The following is a 16,334-nucleotide window of genomic DNA, read 5'->3' on the forward strand; positions in this document are numbered from 1 at the left end:
TGCCGCAACGCTTCAAAGCCGCCACGTCCCTGTGGATCATCTGGATCGGATCGTCGTAACGCTTTTGTAACCCACATCGTGCGGGTCTCAATGGCGCCTGAAGCTGGACAATATAAAAAACAAAAAAACCCGTCTCTATGTAGCACAAAATTGTGTACATAGGGACGGGTTTATCACCCGCGGTTCCACCCTATTTGCCAAATGGCCGCTTTCTTGTAAACGTGCTCCGGAGTGCCTGTTCGGCATTTACTCTTTACCCGGCTCCCACTGCCCCAGGCTCGCTTTAAAAGAGAATGATACCTACTTGTTTCCTTCACTGCACTTCATTATTTGCTTTTGTCTATTAAAACGTAATGCAAAAACATTCTTTTGTCAATCATCCACTTCGTCTTTTTTAAAGACATCTTCAAACCGCTCCATCTGTTCCAAAAAACGGCGGGATTTCAAATACAAACCGGCGTATTCATCGTAATACATGGAAATAGCTGCCCGAAGCTCTTTTTTCGTTGATTCTTTTACATCAATTGAGCCGAGGCGGTCAAGATCGAAAAAGTAAAAAAGCCGCAGCAAGCGAATCGCAGCCGGCGACAGCGGCAGGTAATACGGGTCTTTTTCAAAACAACGATGGCATATTAAGCCGTTTTCTCGAATGGAAAAACCAAATTGGCCTTCTGTTTCCCCGCAGACCGTGCACGCTGACAGTTCCGGCCGCAATCCTACCTGCACAAGCATTTTCATTTCAAAAATGTTCGTAACAATGGCCGGGTCCATTCCATCGTTAATGTACGCAAGACTTTTTCGAACGAGCTCGAATAACGGGGCACCCGTTTCTCCGTCCTCCGTTGTCCGGTCTGTCAGCTCAGCAATATATGCCGCGTAGGCCGTCTTTAATAAATCTTCCCGTATGTAGCGCATGGAGTCAAGCGCCTCTCCCTGCTGCATCGTGCCGAGACCTTTACCGCCCTGCACGAGAAAATAGCCATGTGTAAATGGCTGTGTGACGCCTGACAAGCGGCTGTTCATTTTTTTCGCACCCCTTGCAACTGCTGCTTTTTTTCCTTTTTCACGTGTCAGCATCGTTACAATTTTGTTTGTTTCACCATAATCATTTGTCCGGAGCACGATGCCTTCCCATTTTTCAAGCATGCCGCCCACTCCTTATCAGGACATTAATATTCGTCTTCTTTAAATCCGAAGTCGCGTAGATTGGCTGCTTTGTTGCGCCAATCTTTTTGAACTTTTACCCACAGCTCCAAAAATACTTTTGAGCCGAGTAAATGCTCAATATCCTGACGTGAGCGTTTGCCTACTTCTTTTAACAATGCACCTTGTTTTCCAATCACAATCCCTTTTTGCGAGTCACGTTCCACCACAATCGTTGCCATAACGTCAATCATATCTTTCCCGTCACGCTTTGAAATCTTGTCGATCACTACAGCAATCGAATGCGGCACTTCTTCCCGTGTTAAATGCAATACTTTTTCGCGGATTAATTCAGAAACGATAAATCGCTCCGGATGATCGGTTACCTGGTCAGCCGGATAGTATTGCGGACCTTCTGGAAGAATTTTTTGAATTTGCTCCAAAAGCCGGTCCACGTTATTTCCTTCAAGAGCTGAAATTGGCACAATTTCGGCAAAATCAAGAAATTCCTTATATTGCACGATGAGTTCCATCAGCTTATCCGGATGAATACGATCGATTTTGTTAATGACCAGGAAAATCGGTGTTTTTACATCTTTCAGCTTGTCGATGATAAACTCATCGCCCCCGCCAAACCCTTCTTCCGCATTGATCATGAAAAGGACAATGTCTACTTCTCTTAGCGTGTTTACAGCCGTTTTCATCATAAAGTCGCCCAGTTTATGTTTCGGTTTATGAATACCTGGTGTATCGATAAAAACCATTTGGGCATGATCTGTCGTCAGGACACCCTGTACTTTATTGCGCGTCGTCTGCGGCTTATCGCTCATAATGGCAATTTTTTGCCCGATCACCCGATTTAAATAGGTTGATTTCCCAACATTTGGCCGGCCAATAATTGAAATAAAGCCTGATTTGTATTTATTATTTTCCATTTAAATCCTCCGGTGAAAAAGCACCTGGCAGAAGTTCTGACACTGTCAGCATCTGCACATCGCCTTGTAAATTTGTTAATATAACGGGCATATCCGGCGGACAGAGCTCGGCTATTACTTGCCGGCAAGCACCGCACGGCGGCACTGGTCTCTTTGTATCAGCTACAACGGCAATAGCCGCAAATTCATTCGCGCCTTCTGACCAAGCTTTGAAAATGGCTGTACGCTCCGCACAGTTCACAACGCTGTATGCTGCATTTTCAATGTTGCAGCCGCCGAAGATTTGTCCATCTTTCGTTAACAGCGCAGCGCCAACTTTAAAGTTCGAATATGGAACATACGCTCTTTCACGTGCCTCTTTTGCGGCTTCCATAAGCTTTTGTTGATTCATCTTGTCCACCTCGTTAAAATTTCGGAATAAATAAAATGCATCCAATTATAATCGCCGCACAAGCAAAAACAAGGACTGCTCCTGCCGCAAGATCCTTCGCCATTTTAGCGAGCGGCCTGTATTCCTCAGTCACCAGGTCCACCGTTTTTTCAATGGCTGTATTCATCATTTCAAGCGTAATAACGCCTGCTATTGTTAAAAGAAGCACACACCATTCGAGCCGTGTCAGCCCAAAAATAAAACCAGCTGCAGATACGAAAATACCTGCAGCAGCGTGAACACGTATATTTGGTTCAAGCAACGCGAGTTTCAAACCATTTCCGGCAAAACCTAATGAAGAGAAAAGTCTTTTTACATTAAACGTTTGATTATCTTTCAAGTCCATACGCATCCAAAATGTCTTTTTGACGGCCAAACATTTCTTTTTCATCCTGCTCATTCATATGGTCATAACCAAGCAGGTGCAAAAAGCCATGAACCGTTAAAAAACCGAGTTCCCGCTCAAAGGAATGACCGTACTCTTCTGCCTGCTCTTTTGCCCGATCAATCGAAATGATAATGTCGCCTAAAATCCTCGGCGAATCTGCCCCGGTAATGACTACTTCATCTTCACCCATTTCCTCAAGTGCGAATGAAATGACGTCAGTCGGTGCATCTTTTTCCCGGTAGTCTCGGTTCATTTCCTGAATCCGGTCGTTTGTCACAAACGTAACAGACACTTCACTGCCATCGGGCACCAATTCTTTCGCTGCCGCAAGCTGCAGCAATTCTCCCGAAAGCTTTTCCGCTCCTTCGTCAAGCTGGTTTGTTTCGTCTAAAAAATCAACGACGAGTACCATTCCCGTCATCTCCTTTTTCTGCTTTTTCATATGCTGTAATCATTTTTGCCACAAGTGGATGACGGACGACATCAGTTTGATTTAAATGTACAAACGAAATCCCATGCGTATTTTCAAGGATTCGCTCGGCTGAAACGAGACCTGAAACAGCCCCTTTAGGCAAATCAATTTGTGTCCGGTCACCGGTGATAACCATTTTGGAACCAAAACCGAGACGTGTTAAAAACATTTTCATTTGTGCTTTGGTCGTATTTTGTGCCTCATCTAAAATAACAAAAGCATCATCCAGTGTACGGCCGCGCATGTAGGCGAGCGGCGCGATCTCAATTGTTCCGCGTTCGATCATCCGGTCCGTATGCTCTGCCCCGAGAACGTCATGGAGTGCATCATATAACGGACGCAAATAAGGATCCACTTTTTCCTTCAAATCTCCTGGCAAAAACCCAAGGCTTTCGCCTGCTTCAACTGCCGGACGTGTTAAAATAATACGCTTGACCCGACTGTTTTTTAACGCGCGCACTGCCATCACAACAGCAAGATATGTTTTACCAGTTCCTGCCGGTCCAATACCAAAAACGAGGTCTTTGCTTCGAATTGCTTCAATATAGTCCCGCTGACCAAGCGTTTTAATACGGATGGACTTGCCTTTAGCATTTTTTGTTATTTCTTCTTCATATAATTCATCTAAATATTCGATCGTGCCATTTTTAGCCATTTGAACCGCATTAATGACATCGCGTTCACTTATGTTGATTTGCTTGCGAATGACCCCAAGCAGCTGCTCCACCACAACACGTGCTTTTCCAACGTTTTGGGCAGATCCGGATATATGGACTGCTTCTCCCCGTGTAACCATTGATACGTGGAACTCTTCTTCCAAGATCGTTAAATGGCGATCAGAAACGCCGAATAATAAGACGGCTTCGTTTTGGTCGCCAAGAGCGACGGCTGCTGACTTCAATTCTTCCTGCATTCAATCATTCTCCTTAGCTGCCACGATTAGTTAATTGCAATATTTTCTAGTACTTGGAAGTGTATAATCACCTTTACTTTACCACTTTCAACCCGCTTCTGTAAAACGTTTTCGCCTATTATGACTGCCTTTTTAGGCAGTTTGGCCATTAAGGCGGCTTTCGCTGCCTGAATCGCTCTTTTCTCTTGTTCTGCCTCAGATTCAATGGTTGTAACTGACTTTAATGGATAAAATGTTTCGGTCCGCAAAGAAACCGGCAATCGATAAGAAAAAAAATGAAGGGAATAACGGTTTTCTTCTGACTGAACAGGCTTTTGGAACGGAGAAGCTGTCCAAAAACTAAATTCTTTTTCTCCAAATGAAAAAAAGATACTTTTTCTTTTTTCCCCATTTCGTGTTTTCAATGACTTGTTTCCAAGGGTAACGGTTGCCTTGTACCACGTTTCTGCTGTTACTGTTCCAGCAGCCGGTTTCTTTTTTGTCCCCGTGATCAATCGGCTCCCAGCCTCCACAAAATCTCCTCGCCGAATCTTCGATACCCCGTACTCTACAAATAAATCATGCACAACACCCGATTTTGATGCTTTTAAATGACGGCTTCCAGCTAAAGAATTTTCCGCTTTTTTCTCAGCAGAAACATCAACGATATAAACGACACCTTTTTTTTCAATTGTAAAACGCACGATTCCAGGGATTTCTTGAACGGCACGCCTGGAAATCTGTTCCGCATCTAAATCATTTAAACGAATTGCCCCTTCACGAATACCTTCTTTTTTCAAAAATACTCGAACGTCCTCTTTCAATTCCGCATCTGCTCCTTGTATATCAATTCGAATGATCATCGCAGACAAAAGAATCATTATAATAAAAAAGCAGATACTCGCCAAAAAAAATGGGGCATATTGGAAAAGACGCTTTTTTAAAAATGGAAAACCTGTCCGTTCTTCAAATCGAATTGTGCCGGAAAAATGCCTTGCTTCCTGCCTGAGCTGTCCAAGATCCCGGATGGACAGGCAAAATCGAACCTCATTCTGGCGGTTGTATTGAAGATTTTTTAATGTGACACCGCGTTGATGTAGTCTGCCTGGAAATAAAGGGGCTTCTTCTCCTCTAATCAACACGGTTACTGCACCAGTGAAAAAAAAGTCAGCCACGTTTCTTTTCCTTCATACAAACCGACGTAATTTCCCCTTCAATCACCACTTCAGCAGGCATTAGTTCTAATACTTCCAGTGATTTCCCCTGTATTTCAAGCGTGGCATTCGACAGTTGAATGCGTACGAACTGATTGGTAAACTGTTCTAGTTTCTCGGCATTATAAACAACTACTTTGCTATTACCAATCATGACAACCCTCGGAATCCGTCCGACAGCGTCTTCCGGCAGACCGGCCATCTTTCCCATCCACTTCATAAAAAACGCCCCTTTCTTTTTCATATATGTATGAAAAAAAAGGGGCACTCATCACTTTTTGCGTTTTGACTTCGGTGGTCTAAGCACTTCTGACAATACAATTCCTTTAATCATGTCTTCACCCGTCCACGTGTCAATAACAGATATCGGTTCTTTTTTCTTTATTCTTTTCGGTCGTGTAGACCGAGTGGGCTTTTCTTCATTCTTTGCGGATTTCGGTCCTAATGGCTCCTTTTGTTCTATGGAGGACATAACAGTTGAAGCTTTTTCTGCCGGTTTACGCTCCATTTGTCCGGCCATTTCTTTTATTTTCCGCTCTACTTTTTGTTTGTTTTTTTTAGATTTTTCCTGCTTCTCATTTTTATTAAGAAACATCGAGATCAAACCGGCAATAACGGCAAATATTAGCGCTTCTATTGCAATGACCCCCTTACGGTTAAATTAGTCATTCTTATGGTCTTTTTTCTTGTCGCCAAGACTGCTGATCGCACCACGCATGTCCGTATCCGCGGATAAGTTTTGAATGTTCAAGTAATCCATGACTCCGATATTTCCGGCACGAAGCGCTTCACCCATTGCAAGCGGGACATCCGCTTCCGCTTCAACAACTTTCGCCCGCATTTCTTCAACGCGCGCTCTCATTTCCTGCTCTTTCGCAACAGCCATCGCACGACGCTCTTCCGCTTTCGCCTGAGCGATGTTTTTATCCGCTTCCGCTTGTTCCGTCTGAAGTTCTGCGCCGATATTTTTGCCGATATCCACGTCTGCAATATCAATGGATAAAATTTCAAAAGCCGTTCCGGAATCAAGACCTTTATTTAAGACAGTTTGTGAAATCATATCTGGATTTTCAAGTACTTTTTTATGATGTTCGCTGGAACCAATTGTACTAATGATCCCTTCGCCGACACGCGCAACGATTGTTTCTTCACCTGCACCACCGACAAGGCGGTCAATATTGGCCCTTACAGTAATCCGCGCTTTTGCTTTTACTTCAATTCCGTTCATCGCCACACCCGCAATAAATGGCGTTTCGATCACTTTCGGATTTACACTCATTTGAACAGCTTCCAACACGTCACGGCCTGCAAGGTCAATCGCAGCGGCACGTTCAAATGACAGCTCAATATTTGCACGGTGCGCCGCAATCAAAGCATTGACAACACGGTCAACATTTCCTCCGGCTAAATAATGACTTTCAAGCTGATTAATATTTAAACCAAGTCCTGCTTTAGATGCTTTAATAAGCGGATTCACAATTCGATTTGGTATAACACGGCGAAGACGCATACCGATTAACGTGAAAATACTGATTTTAACGCCAGCCGCGAGCGCTGAAATCCAAAGCGCAACCGGGACGAGAGTTAACAAAATACTTAGTAAAATGATCGCGCCGGCAATGGCTGCAATCAAAAGAATGGTATTACCTGCAAACATACAATAATTCCTCCTTTATGATTCAATCTCTCTTACAACAACTCGGACGCCTTCTGTTTTAACGACAGCTACTTCTTTCCCACCTGCGATGAAAACACCTTCTGCGACAGCATCAACACGCTCTCCATCAATCACAACCGTTCCAGATGGGCGCAGTGCCGTTTTAGCTCTTCCTACTTTCCCAATTAAGTCTGTCCGTGTAACGTTTGATACATATCCGCGTTCTGTATCCGTCGAATCGCTTAAAATGAATTTCTTGAAAAATTTCATTTCTTTCCCCAACACCTTTACCATTAAAATCAGTGCTGCTGTTGCGATCATAAAGGCGATCAAAAGGGAAATGGCTGTCCAAAGCAAACTTGCTCCAGCAAAAAGAACGCCTGCCGCAAAAAGCAAGAAGCCAATAAAGCCAACGATTCCACCCGGCAAAATAACTTCTGCCAAGATAAAGACGACCCCAGTCACAATGAGCAGCACTGTCAAAATACCGGCATCCCCTGACATGAAGTGACCTGCAGTAAAAATGATCAATGCAAGCGTGCCGACAGCCCCGGGTATTCCAAAGCCCGGCGTAAACAATTCTAAAATAAATCCTGTCAGCATAGCCGATAAAAGAATCATAACAACAATTGGGTTTGTGGCAAAATCGACAAATCTTCCACTGCCATCAAATGCGAATAGGAATGGAACGCCTGCAAGCAATCCCGCCCATTTTTTCATTGGAATATGTCTCACCGCCTTTCTGCAGGTTCTTTCTCATTTATACGGAATAAACAGGCAAAAAGTTTCATAATAATTAAAGCGTAAGGCGCCTGGAGCTGAATATTGTCCAAAAATATGTACTTTGTTAATTTAAAATAAAAAACTGCCGTCCTAATTGGACGGCAGTTTTTTAAGAAAGCTTTTGCTGGACAAGACGGTTTACAAGCGATCCATCCGCTTTGCCTTTTACTTTCGGCATAAGCGAAGCCATCACTTTTCCCATGTCCGCTTTCGCAGAAGCACCGGTTTCAGCGATTGTTTCATCAACAATGGCCGACACATCTTCTTCTGAAAGCTGTTCCGGCATATATTCGTTCACGTAAGTCAGTTCAGTCTGAATTTTGGCCACAAGATCCTCACGGCCGGCTTTTTCAAACTCATGGAGGGAGTCTTTGCGCTGTTTCACTTCGCGAGAAAGGACTGTCAGTTCTTCCTCTTCCGTCAGGTCGCGGCCGCCTGCTTTAATGCTTTCATTTTGCAATGCAGCTTTCAGCATGCGGATGACTGTCAGTTTTTCTTTCTCTTTGTTCTTCATCGCTTGCTTCATCTCGTCATTAAGACGTCCGAGAAGACTCATAAAAAACCTCCTCTTAGAACTTACGTTTACGAGCTGCTTCAGATTTCTTTTTGCGTTTCACGCTTGGTTTATCATAAAATTCGCGCTTTCTGTACTCCTGCAGGGTGCCAGTTTTAGAAACAGTTTTCTTGAAACGGCGAAGAGCATCCTCAAGCGATTCGTTTTTGCGAACAACAGTTTTTGACATTTCTTTTTCCCTCCCTCCGAACACATTACGATGGAAATTCCATGTACTGAACTATTATAATACATGCTCCCAGCCCGGTCAAGAAACTTTCTTTACAAAAGATACACAATTAGTAGCCTGCTTCTCCTTCAACTCCTGTCACAATCGCAATACCGGAGCTTGCACCAATTCGTGTTGCGCCCGCTTTAACCATTGTCATCGCATCCTGCTGTGTGCGGACACCGCCTGATGCTTTTACACCGATTTTTGGTCCGACTGTTTCACGCATTAAACGAATGTCACTTTCAGTTGCACCGCCAGATGAAAAACCTGTAGATGTCTTTACATAATCCGCACCTGCTGCTACTGCTAATTCACAAGCTGTTTTCTTTTCCTTCTCTGTGAGAAGGCTCGTTTCAATAATAACTTTCACCAGTGCTTTTCCCTGTGCGGAGGCAACAACCGCTTTAATATCTTTTTCAACCACTTCTATAGCGCCATCTTTTAACGCACCGATGTTGATGACCATGTCGACCTCTGTCGCGCCATGCTCAATGGCCGTTTTTGTTTCAAACGCCTTTACTTCGGTAATCGTTGCACCCAGCGGAAACCCAATGACCGTACAAACTTTTACTTCAGATCCACGAAGCAATTCTGCCGCTTGCTTAACGCGGGCCGGATTGATGCAGACAGAAGCAAATCCGTGCCGGTTTGCTTCTTCGCATAATTTTGCTACTTCTTCTTTTGTTGCATCTGCTTTTAAGAGTGTATGATCAATTGTTTTTGCGATATTTCCAAATGTATCGGTAATCATTAAAATGATCCCCTTTCAGTTAGTTGTCCGTACCTCTTCATTTTACCACCATTCAAAGCGGTATGCGAGAAAATAGACGAAAAAAACCGGCGGATTCGCCGGTTTTACACTATTGCTGCTTCAAGCACGCGAACAAACTGCCCTTCATTATATGGGTAGCCTGCTTTTGTTACTTTCACTTTTACAATTTTCCCAATCATGTCTTCTGTTGCCGGGAAAACCACTTTTAAATAGTTATCAGTATAACCACTGTAAAGCCCTTCGCCGCCTTCTTTAAAAGGTTCCTCCGGAATAACTTCAAGCACTTCATTTTCGAATTGTGCCGCGTACTCTTTCGCAAGCTGGTCTGATAACGCAATTAGTTTGTGGACACGTTCATTTTTGATTTCTTCATGAACCTGATCGTCCATCCGGGCTGCTGGTGTGCCTGTCCGTTTGGAATAAGGGAATACGTGCAACTCGGAAAATTGATGCTCCTTAATGAAATTGTACGTTTCCATAAATTCTTCTTCCGTTTCACCAGGGAATCCAACAATGACATCTGACGTGACAGCAAGACCTGGCAGTGCTTCTTTTAAGCGATTGATCCGGTCTGCAAAGGCAGCCATTGTATATTTACGGCGCATACGTTTTAAAACGGTATCCGATCCAGATTGAAGCGGAATATGCATATGGCGGACAACAATATTGGACTTGTCGATGACGTCAATGACTTCATCCGTTAACTGACTCGCTTCGATCGATGAAATACGAATCCGTTTTAAACCCGGCACTTTTGTTTCCAGGTCACGAAGCAGCATGGCCAGATTATAATCTTTAAAGTCAGATCCATAACCGCCTGTATGAATGCCTGTCAGGACAATTTCCTGATAACCGGACCGAACAAGCTGGTTCGCCTGGCGGATGACTTCTTCCGGATCACGCGACCGCATTAAGCCGCGCGCCCAAGGAATGATGCAAAATGTGCAGAAGTTGTTGCAGCCTTCCTGAATTTTCAGTGAAGCCCGTGTCCGGTCTGTAAATGCAGGAACATCTAATTCTTCATACACACGGTTTTTCATAATATTGCCCACTGCATTGATCGGCTGGCGCACTTGTTTAAACTGCTCAATATACTCAAGCATTTTGATTCGGTCCTGTGTGCCGACGACGACATCTACACCCGGAATCGCCATAATTTCAGCTGGAGACGTCTGCGCATAACAGCCTGTTACACAAATGACCGCATCCGGATTTTTGCGCACAGCACGGCGAATAACCTGCCGGCTTTTTTTATCTCCTGTATTTGTCACCGTACATGTATTAATGACATATACATCCGATGTTTTTTCAAAATCCGTCCGCTCGTAGCCATTTTGCTCGAACAGCTGCCAGATTGCTTCTGTCTCATAATGGTTTACTTTGCAGCCTAACGTATGAAATGCCACTGTTGGCATGTAAATCACCTCTTCAATTCTAAGTAAAAAGAAACTGCTGACAGCACATATAAAGGAGCGGTTTCCGCCCGCAAAATTCTCGGCCCAAGTGCGCATGGAATAAATCCCGCTCCCTGCAGCCGAGCGGCTTCTTTTTCAGAAAATCCGCCTTCCGGACCGGTAACAGCGAGCATGCGCCTGCCGGATTTCAAGCCGCTGACTGCCTCATAAAAAGCAGGCATTTCCCCGGATTTAGCAGTTTCTTCATAAGCAAATAGTTTTACATCAAACATGTTTCCATGCTCAATAATTTGTGTAACTGACATCGGCTCTGCCACAGCCGGAATCCGATTTCGATGAGACTGTTCAGCTGCTTCTTTAGCAATCTTTTGCCATCGTTCTATTTTTTTGGCTCCTTTTTTAAGGTCCCACTTTACAATCGAACGTTCGGCTTCAAATGGAACAAACCCGGCAGCGCCGAGTTCTGTTCCTTTCTGTATAATATAATCGAATTTATCGCCTTTCACAAGACCGCACGCCAGAACAACTTCTACCGGCAATTCAGCCGAGTGTGCCAGCCACTCTTCCACTTTCGCAACAATAGACGTATCCGTTACATTTGTCAGCACAGCCACAGCCGCCCTGCCATCTGGAAACACGGTATAAACATGATCGCCTTCTTCCATGCGCATAACGCGGCGGATGTGGTGGATATCTTCTTTTGAAAATAGGATATTTTGTTCATCCTGCTCGTTTGTTAAAAAATATCGCTGCATGTTTGCACCTCAATTATTCCGCTTTTTTGCCGACGATGCATACCCAGTCTTCCATCACGACGGTTTCTTCGATAACCAAGCCGGCAGCTGTCATCGCTTTACGGACGTCGTCTTTTTTCTGCCCGATGATCCCTGATGCAATGAAGAATCCACCCGGCCGCAAAATAGAGGCAACATCATCTGTAAAAGAAATGATCACTTCCGCCAAAATATTCGATACAATCACGTCCGGCTGCTCATCAATTCCGTCAATTAAATTATTTTTAGAAACAGATACAATATTTTCTACATGATTTAACGCAACGTTTTGACGAGCCGCCGATACCGCTACTTCATCTAAATCAAGCGCTGTGACACGAGAAGCACCCAGCAGCGCGGCGCCAATGGCTAACACACCGGAGCCGGTTCCGACATCTACAATATGTTGATTCGGCTGTACAAACCGCTCAAGTGCCTGCAAGCACATAACCGTTGTTGGATGAGTGCCCGTCCCAAACGCCATGCCTGGGTCTAGTTCAATAATCAGTTCGTCCGTTGAAAAAGGTTCATAATCTTCCCATGTTGGAACAATCGTGAATTTTTCAGAAATTTTAACCGGATTGTAATATTGTTTCCACGCGGTTGCCCAGTCTTCTTCATGCACTTCACTGACTGATACACCCAGCTTTCCCGTATCAATTTGATAAACAGATAAATTTTTCACAGCCGCTGTAATATCATCAACAGTTTCCTGTAAAAAGCTATTTACCGGCAAATACGCTTTAACGGCCACGCCTTCATCCGGATAATCACTGGGATTCAGTTCGTACAATTCGCCAAAAAGGCCGCTTTCTCGTTTTTTGTCCAGTTCAGCACGGTCTTCAATGACAACGCCGCTTGCACCCGCTTCATGTAAAATATTCGAAATCGGCTCGACTGCATCGTTTACGGTTTCAATGCAAATTTCTGACCACTTCATTTGTGTCAGCTCCCATCATGCCATTTAGTCACGCTTGAGCGCGCGTTTGACTTTATCGAAAAAGCCATCTTCTTCGCTTGGCTGTTCACCGCTTACTTCCGCAAACTCACGAAGAAGCTGCTTTTGCTTTTCATTTAATTTAACCGGTGTGATTACTTTGACATGAACGTGCTGATCGCCTGTTCCGAAACCTCTGACGTTTGCCACGCCTTTGCCGCGAAGACGGAATCTCGTTCCGCTTTGTGTACCCGCAGGCACTTTCAGCTTCACTTTGCCGTGAACGGTCGGTACTTCAATTTCATCACCAAGCGCTGCCTGGACGAATGTGATTGGCATTTCACAATAGATATCATCGCCATCCCGCTCAAACAATTCATGTTCCCGCACACGGAAAACAACGTACAAATCACCTGCTGGTCCACCATTTATGCCGGCTTCACCTTGTCCGGATAAACGAATTTGCTGTCCTTCATCAATACCTGCTGGAACTTTTACATTAATCGTCTTGTTTTTTGTTACACGGCCGTCACCGCCGCATGTTGAACATTTTTCTTTGATCATTTTGCCTGTACCGCTGCAATGATGACATGTGCGGCGTGTCGCTACACGGCCAAATGGCGTGTTTTGTTCCACATTTACCTGGCCCACACCGCCACAATGCGAGCACGTTTCAGGAGACGTTCCTGGTTTTGCACCGCTGCCATGGCATGTTCCGCACTCTTCTTCTTTTGGAATCGTAATATCTTTTTCCACGCCAAAAACCGCTTCTTCAAATGACAATGCCATCGTATATTGAAGATCATCTCCTTGACGCGGCGCATTCGGATCGCGTCTGCGTCCACCGCCGCCGCCGCCAAAAAATGTGCTGAAAATATCATCAAATCCGCCGCCAAAGCCAGAGAATCCACCGCCGCCAAAACCGCCCTGCTGAGGACCTGCGTGGCCAAATTGATCATATTGGGCTTTTTTTGAATCGTCACTTAACACTTCATATGCTTCAGAGATTTCTTTGAATTTTTCGTCTGCACCTGGCTCTTTATTAATATCTGGATGAAATTTTTTTGACAGCTTCCGATATGCTTTTTTAATTTCATCTTTAGGCGCACTTTTCTCAATACCTAATACCTCATAATAATCCCGTTTGCTCACCGTTTTCACTCCCGTTTCATTCACATAACCGCTATTTTAACATACATCGGCCTTTAGATGGTAAATTGTTTCACGAAAAAAGCCAAAGCCGGAAAACCGCTGACTTTGACTTTTTCGTGTAGCTGGCGCTTAGTTTTTATCTTTTGAATCGTCGACTTCTTCAAATTCCGCATCAACCACACCGTCATCTTTTGGTGCGCCTTCTGCTCCTTGCTGTTCCTGGGCTGCTTTCGCCGCTTCTTCATACAGTTTCATAGATAAAGCCTGCACGATTTCGTTTAACGCATCCCGTTTTGCACGGATGTCCTCAAGATCGCCTTTTTCAATCGCTTCTTTCAAGGCATCTTTCGCTTCCATCGCTTTTTGAAGTTCTGCTTCATCAACTTTTCCTTCAAGCTCTTTCACTGTTTTTTCTGTTGTGAAAACAAGCTGGTCCGCTTCGTTGCGAAGTTCTACTTCTTCTTTGCGCTGCTTATCGGCATCCGCATTTTCTTCCGCTTCTTTTACCATGCGGTCGATTTCTTCATCTGACAAGCCTGAAGAAGACTGGATCGTAATATTTTGTTCTTTTTGTGTGCCAAGGTCTTTTGCTTTTACATTCACGATTCCGTTTTTATCGATATCAAACGTTACTTCGATTTGCGGAATGCCGCGTGGCGCCGGTGGAATGTCTGAAAGCTGGAAACGGCCAAGTGTTTTGTTGTCTGCTGACATTGGGCGTTCCCCTTGAAGCACATGAATGTCGACAGCAGGCTGGTTATCTGCAGCTGTTGAGAACACTTGCGACTTCGAAGTTGGAATCGTTGTGTTACGGTCAATCAGCTTCGTAAACACGCCGCCCATTGTTTCAATACCGAGTGAAAGTGGTGTAACGTCAAGAAGAACAACGTCTTTCACATCGCCTGTAAGTACGCCGCCTTGAATCGCTGCACCCATCGCAACGACTTCATCTGGATTCACGCCTCTATGCGGTTCTTGGCCAGTTTGCTTTTTAATTGCTTCTTGTACAGCTGGAATCCGTGTAGAGCCCCCAACAAGAATCACTTTATCAATTTCCGCATTTGATTTGCCCGCATCTTGTAGCGCTTGGCGGACAGGACCCATTGTACGTTCGACAAGGCTTGATGACAATTCATCAAACTTTGCGCGTGATAATGTTGTTTCAAGATGGAGCGGTCCTGCTTCTCCTGCTGTAATAAATGGAAGCGAAATTTGCGTCGATGTCACGCCAGACAAATCTTTTTTCGCTTTTTCAGCCGCATCTTTCAAACGCTGCATGGCCATTTTGTCTTTTGACAAGTCGATGCCGTTGTCCTTTTTGAATTCATTGACAAGATAATCAATGATCACTTCATCAAAGTCATCCCCGCCCAGACGGTTGTCACCGGCAGTTGAAAGCACTTCAAAGACACCATCGCCAAGCTCAAGAATAGACACGTCAAATGTACCGCCGCCAAGGTCGTACACGAGAATCGTTTGATCTTGGTCTGTTTTATCCATTCCATATGCAAGCGCTGCTGCCGTTGGCTCATTAATGATGCGCTCTACTTCAAGACCGGCAATTTTACCAGCATCTTTTGTTGCTTGGCGTTCTGCATCATTAAAATAAGCAGGTACTGTAATAACCGCTTTGTCGACTTTTTCCCCAAGATAATCTTCCGCATACGCTTTTAAATGTTGCAAAATCATTGCAGAAATTTCTTGCGGTGAATAGTCTTTGCCTTCGATTGTTTCTTTATGGTTTGTCCCCATATGGCGCTTAATCGAAATAATTGTATTCGGGTTTGTAATTGCCTGGCGTTTTGCTACTTCCCCTACTTGGCGCTCTTCATTTTTAAATGCGACAACAGATGGCGTTGTACGGTTGCCTTCCGGATTTGGGATGACTTTTGCTTCTCCGCCTTCAAGTACTGCTACGCAAGAGTTTGTTGTTCCAAGGTCGATACCGATAATTTTACTCATCTTTAAAATTCCCTCCTGAAATCATTGCTTATCAAAATATTATTGATTCACTTTTACCATAGATGGGCGGATCACCCGGTCTTTTAGCTTATATCCTTTTTGAAGCTCAGCTAAAACCGAATTAGGTTCTGCCGATTCATCACTGTCTGTCATAACTGCTTGATGGACTGTCGGATCAAACGGCTTACCCACCGTTTCAATTGTTTCCACCCCTTCTCCTTCAAGAGCCGTTACGAGTGTTTTGTAGACCATTTCCATGCCTTGAAGCACTGATTTTGTTTCATCGTGTTCAGGCGTTACTTGCAGCGCCCGCTCAAAATTATCAAGCACCGGCAAAAGTTCGGTTACTAATTTTTGTGCGCGATATTTTTCCAGCGCTTCCCGGTCCAGGTTTGCCCGGCGCCGGAAATTATCAAAATCCGCTAGCAAGCGCAAATAGCGGTTTTCTGATTCATCCAGCTGCTTTTGAAGCTGTTCTTCTTTCGATTCCTCAATTACTTCTTCAATAATCGTTTCTTCCATTTCAATGGATCCGTTTTCTTCTTCGGAAGAAGCCGTTTGATCAATCGGCTTTTCTTCCGTCAATGGCTTTTGCTCTTCTGCCACTGATGCCACCTCCAACAT

The 16,334-nt window shown here is 44.4% G+C and carries 20 protein-coding genes; all 20 read right to left on the reverse strand.

What is annotated here, in order from left to right; all coding sequences use genetic code 11:
- Positions 1–372: 372 nt before the first annotated feature.
- The 20 genes from recO to grpE all read right to left on the reverse strand — a co-directional run bounded on the left by recO (position 373) and on the right by grpE (position 16,334).
- Entirely contained in the window at positions 373–1,146 is a 774-nt protein-coding gene (gene recO, locus NLX67_RS18125; RefSeq protein WP_046178768.1) for a DNA repair protein RecO, read from the reverse strand.
- Between the two features lie 23 nt (positions 1,147–1,169).
- On the reverse strand, positions 1,170–2,078 hold the full coding sequence (gene era / locus NLX67_RS18130; protein WP_046178767.1) for a GTPase Era: 909 nt from the start codon (positions 2,076–2,078) through the stop codon (positions 1,170–1,172).
- The gene (locus NLX67_RS18135) at positions 2,068–2,469 is read right to left on the reverse strand and encodes a cytidine deaminase (RefSeq protein WP_046178766.1); all 402 of its coding nucleotides are present in this window, start codon (positions 2,467–2,469) and stop codon (positions 2,068–2,070) included. The genes era and NLX67_RS18135 overlap by 11 nt, the downstream gene beginning before the upstream one ends.
- A gap of 13 nt (positions 2,470–2,482) precedes the next feature.
- Positions 2,483–2,854 (reverse strand): diacylglycerol kinase family protein, encoded by a 372-nt coding sequence (locus NLX67_RS18140; RefSeq protein WP_254312840.1) that lies wholly within the window; start codon positions 2,852–2,854, stop codon positions 2,483–2,485.
- The gene (ybeY, locus tag NLX67_RS18145; protein WP_046178765.1) at positions 2,838–3,308 is read right to left on the reverse strand and encodes an rRNA maturation RNase YbeY; all 471 of its coding nucleotides are present in this window, start codon (positions 3,306–3,308) and stop codon (positions 2,838–2,840) included. The genes NLX67_RS18140 and ybeY overlap by 17 nt, the downstream gene beginning before the upstream one ends.
- Positions 3,292–4,281 (reverse strand): PhoH family protein, encoded by a 990-nt coding sequence (locus NLX67_RS18150; protein WP_046178764.1) that lies wholly within the window; start codon positions 4,279–4,281, stop codon positions 3,292–3,294. Before NLX67_RS18150 ends, ybeY begins: the two co-directional genes overlap by 17 nt.
- 26 nt (positions 4,282–4,307) lie before the next feature.
- The gene (locus tag NLX67_RS18155; RefSeq protein WP_046178763.1) at positions 4,308–5,435 is read right to left on the reverse strand and encodes a sporulation protein YqfD; all 1,128 of its coding nucleotides are present in this window, start codon (positions 5,433–5,435) and stop codon (positions 4,308–4,310) included.
- On the reverse strand, positions 5,428–5,694 hold the full coding sequence (locus NLX67_RS18160; protein ID WP_046178762.1) for a YabP/YqfC family sporulation protein: 267 nt from the start codon (positions 5,692–5,694) through the stop codon (positions 5,428–5,430). Before NLX67_RS18160 ends, NLX67_RS18155 begins: the two co-directional genes overlap by 8 nt.
- Positions 5,695–5,745: 51 nt before the next feature.
- The gene (locus NLX67_RS18165) at positions 5,746–6,069 is read right to left on the reverse strand and encodes a hypothetical protein (protein ID WP_254312841.1); all 324 of its coding nucleotides are present in this window, start codon (positions 6,067–6,069) and stop codon (positions 5,746–5,748) included.
- Between the two features lie 66 nt (positions 6,070–6,135).
- The gene (gene floA / locus NLX67_RS18170) at positions 6,136–7,131 is read right to left on the reverse strand and encodes a flotillin-like protein FloA (RefSeq protein ID WP_046178760.1); all 996 of its coding nucleotides are present in this window, start codon (positions 7,129–7,131) and stop codon (positions 6,136–6,138) included.
- 15 nt (positions 7,132–7,146) lie between these two features.
- Complete coding sequence (locus tag NLX67_RS18175) at positions 7,147–7,851, reverse strand: NfeD family protein (RefSeq protein ID WP_254312842.1); 705 nt, start codon at positions 7,849–7,851, stop codon at positions 7,147–7,149.
- Between the two features lie 172 nt (positions 7,852–8,023).
- The gene (locus NLX67_RS18180; RefSeq protein WP_046178758.1) at positions 8,024–8,470 is read right to left on the reverse strand and encodes a GatB/YqeY domain-containing protein; all 447 of its coding nucleotides are present in this window, start codon (positions 8,468–8,470) and stop codon (positions 8,024–8,026) included.
- Between the two features lie 13 nt (positions 8,471–8,483).
- Positions 8,484–8,657 carry a 30S ribosomal protein S21 gene (gene rpsU, locus NLX67_RS18185; protein WP_046178757.1) on the reverse strand — a complete coding sequence of 58 codons (174 nt, stop codon included), beginning with the start codon at positions 8,655–8,657 and terminating at the stop codon, positions 8,484–8,486.
- 109 nt (positions 8,658–8,766) lie between these two features.
- A complete protein-coding gene (deoC, locus tag NLX67_RS18190; protein WP_254312843.1) occupies positions 8,767–9,450 on the reverse strand; it encodes a deoxyribose-phosphate aldolase in 684 nt (227 codons plus the stop codon).
- Between the two features lie 104 nt (positions 9,451–9,554).
- A complete protein-coding gene (gene mtaB, locus NLX67_RS18195; RefSeq protein ID WP_254312844.1) occupies positions 9,555–10,886 on the reverse strand; it encodes a tRNA (N(6)-L-threonylcarbamoyladenosine(37)-C(2))-methylthiotransferase MtaB in 1,332 nt (443 codons plus the stop codon).
- A 5-nt stretch (positions 10,887–10,891) separates the two neighbouring features.
- Positions 10,892–11,641 carry a 16S rRNA (uracil(1498)-N(3))-methyltransferase gene (locus NLX67_RS18200; protein ID WP_254312845.1) on the reverse strand — a complete coding sequence of 250 codons (750 nt, stop codon included), beginning with the start codon at positions 11,639–11,641 and terminating at the stop codon, positions 10,892–10,894.
- A gap of 13 nt (positions 11,642–11,654) precedes the next feature.
- The gene (gene prmA / locus NLX67_RS18205; RefSeq protein ID WP_254312846.1) at positions 11,655–12,599 is read right to left on the reverse strand and encodes a 50S ribosomal protein L11 methyltransferase; all 945 of its coding nucleotides are present in this window, start codon (positions 12,597–12,599) and stop codon (positions 11,655–11,657) included.
- Between the two features lie 24 nt (positions 12,600–12,623).
- A complete protein-coding gene (gene dnaJ / locus NLX67_RS18210) occupies positions 12,624–13,748 on the reverse strand; it encodes a molecular chaperone DnaJ (protein WP_046178752.1) in 1,125 nt (374 codons plus the stop codon).
- A 129-nt stretch (positions 13,749–13,877) separates the two neighbouring features.
- On the reverse strand, positions 13,878–15,710 hold the full coding sequence (gene dnaK, locus NLX67_RS18215) for a molecular chaperone DnaK (protein WP_254312847.1): 1,833 nt from the start codon (positions 15,708–15,710) through the stop codon (positions 13,878–13,880).
- Between the two features lie 39 nt (positions 15,711–15,749).
- The gene (grpE, locus tag NLX67_RS18220; RefSeq protein WP_254312848.1) at positions 15,750–16,334 is read right to left on the reverse strand and encodes a nucleotide exchange factor GrpE; all 585 of its coding nucleotides are present in this window, start codon (positions 16,332–16,334) and stop codon (positions 15,750–15,752) included.

Source organism: Domibacillus sp. A3M-37 (genome assembly GCF_024213455.1).
Lineage (GTDB): Bacteria > Bacillota > Bacilli > Bacillales > Domibacillaceae > Domibacillus > Domibacillus tundrae.

Coding starts and splice junctions, on each gene's coding strand:
- recO (WP_046178768.1), bottom strand. CDS start 1,146: ATGCTTGAAAAATGGGAAGGCATCGTGCTCCGGACAAATGATTATGGT.
- era (WP_046178767.1), bottom strand. CDS start 2,078: ATGGAAAATAATAAATACAAATCAGGCTTTATTTCAATTATTGGCCGG.
- NLX67_RS18135 (WP_046178766.1), bottom strand. CDS start 2,469: ATGAATCAACAAAAGCTTATGGAAGCCGCAAAAGAGGCACGTGAAAGA.
- NLX67_RS18140 (WP_254312840.1), bottom strand. CDS start 2,854: ATGGACTTGAAAGATAATCAAACGTTTAATGTAAAAAGACTTTTCTCT.
- ybeY (WP_046178765.1), bottom strand. CDS start 3,308: ATGGTACTCGTCGTTGATTTTTTAGACGAAACAAACCAGCTTGACGAA.
- NLX67_RS18150 (WP_046178764.1), bottom strand. CDS start 4,281: ATGCAGGAAGAATTGAAGTCAGCAGCCGTCGCTCTTGGCGACCAAAAC.
- NLX67_RS18160 (WP_046178762.1), bottom strand. CDS start 5,694: ATGAAGTGGATGGGAAAGATGGCCGGTCTGCCGGAAGACGCTGTCGGA.
- NLX67_RS18165 (WP_254312841.1), bottom strand. CDS start 6,069: ATGTTTCTTAATAAAAATGAGAAGCAGGAAAAATCTAAAAAAAACAAA.
- floA (WP_046178760.1), bottom strand. CDS start 7,131: ATGTTTGCAGGTAATACCATTCTTTTGATTGCAGCCATTGCCGGCGCG.
- NLX67_RS18175 (WP_254312842.1), bottom strand. CDS start 7,851: ATGAAAAAATGGGCGGGATTGCTTGCAGGCGTTCCATTCCTATTCGCA.
- NLX67_RS18180 (WP_046178758.1), bottom strand. CDS start 8,470: ATGAGTCTTCTCGGACGTCTTAATGACGAGATGAAGCAAGCGATGAAG.
- rpsU (WP_046178757.1), bottom strand. CDS start 8,657: ATGTCAAAAACTGTTGTTCGCAAAAACGAATCGCTTGAGGATGCTCTT.
- deoC (WP_254312843.1), bottom strand. CDS start 9,450: ATGATTACCGATACATTTGGAAATATCGCAAAAACAATTGATCATACA.
- mtaB (WP_254312844.1), bottom strand. CDS start 10,886: ATGCCAACAGTGGCATTTCATACGTTAGGCTGCAAAGTAAACCATTAT.
- NLX67_RS18200 (WP_254312845.1), bottom strand. CDS start 11,641: ATGCAGCGATATTTTTTAACAAACGAGCAGGATGAACAAAATATCCTA.
- prmA (WP_254312846.1), bottom strand. CDS start 12,599: ATGAAGTGGTCAGAAATTTGCATTGAAACCGTAAACGATGCAGTCGAG.
- dnaK (WP_254312847.1), bottom strand. CDS start 15,710: ATGAGTAAAATTATCGGTATCGACCTTGGAACAACAAACTCTTGCGTA.
- grpE (WP_254312848.1), bottom strand. CDS start 16,334: ATGTTGGAGGTGGCATCAGTGGCAGAAGAGCAAAAGCCATTGACGGAA.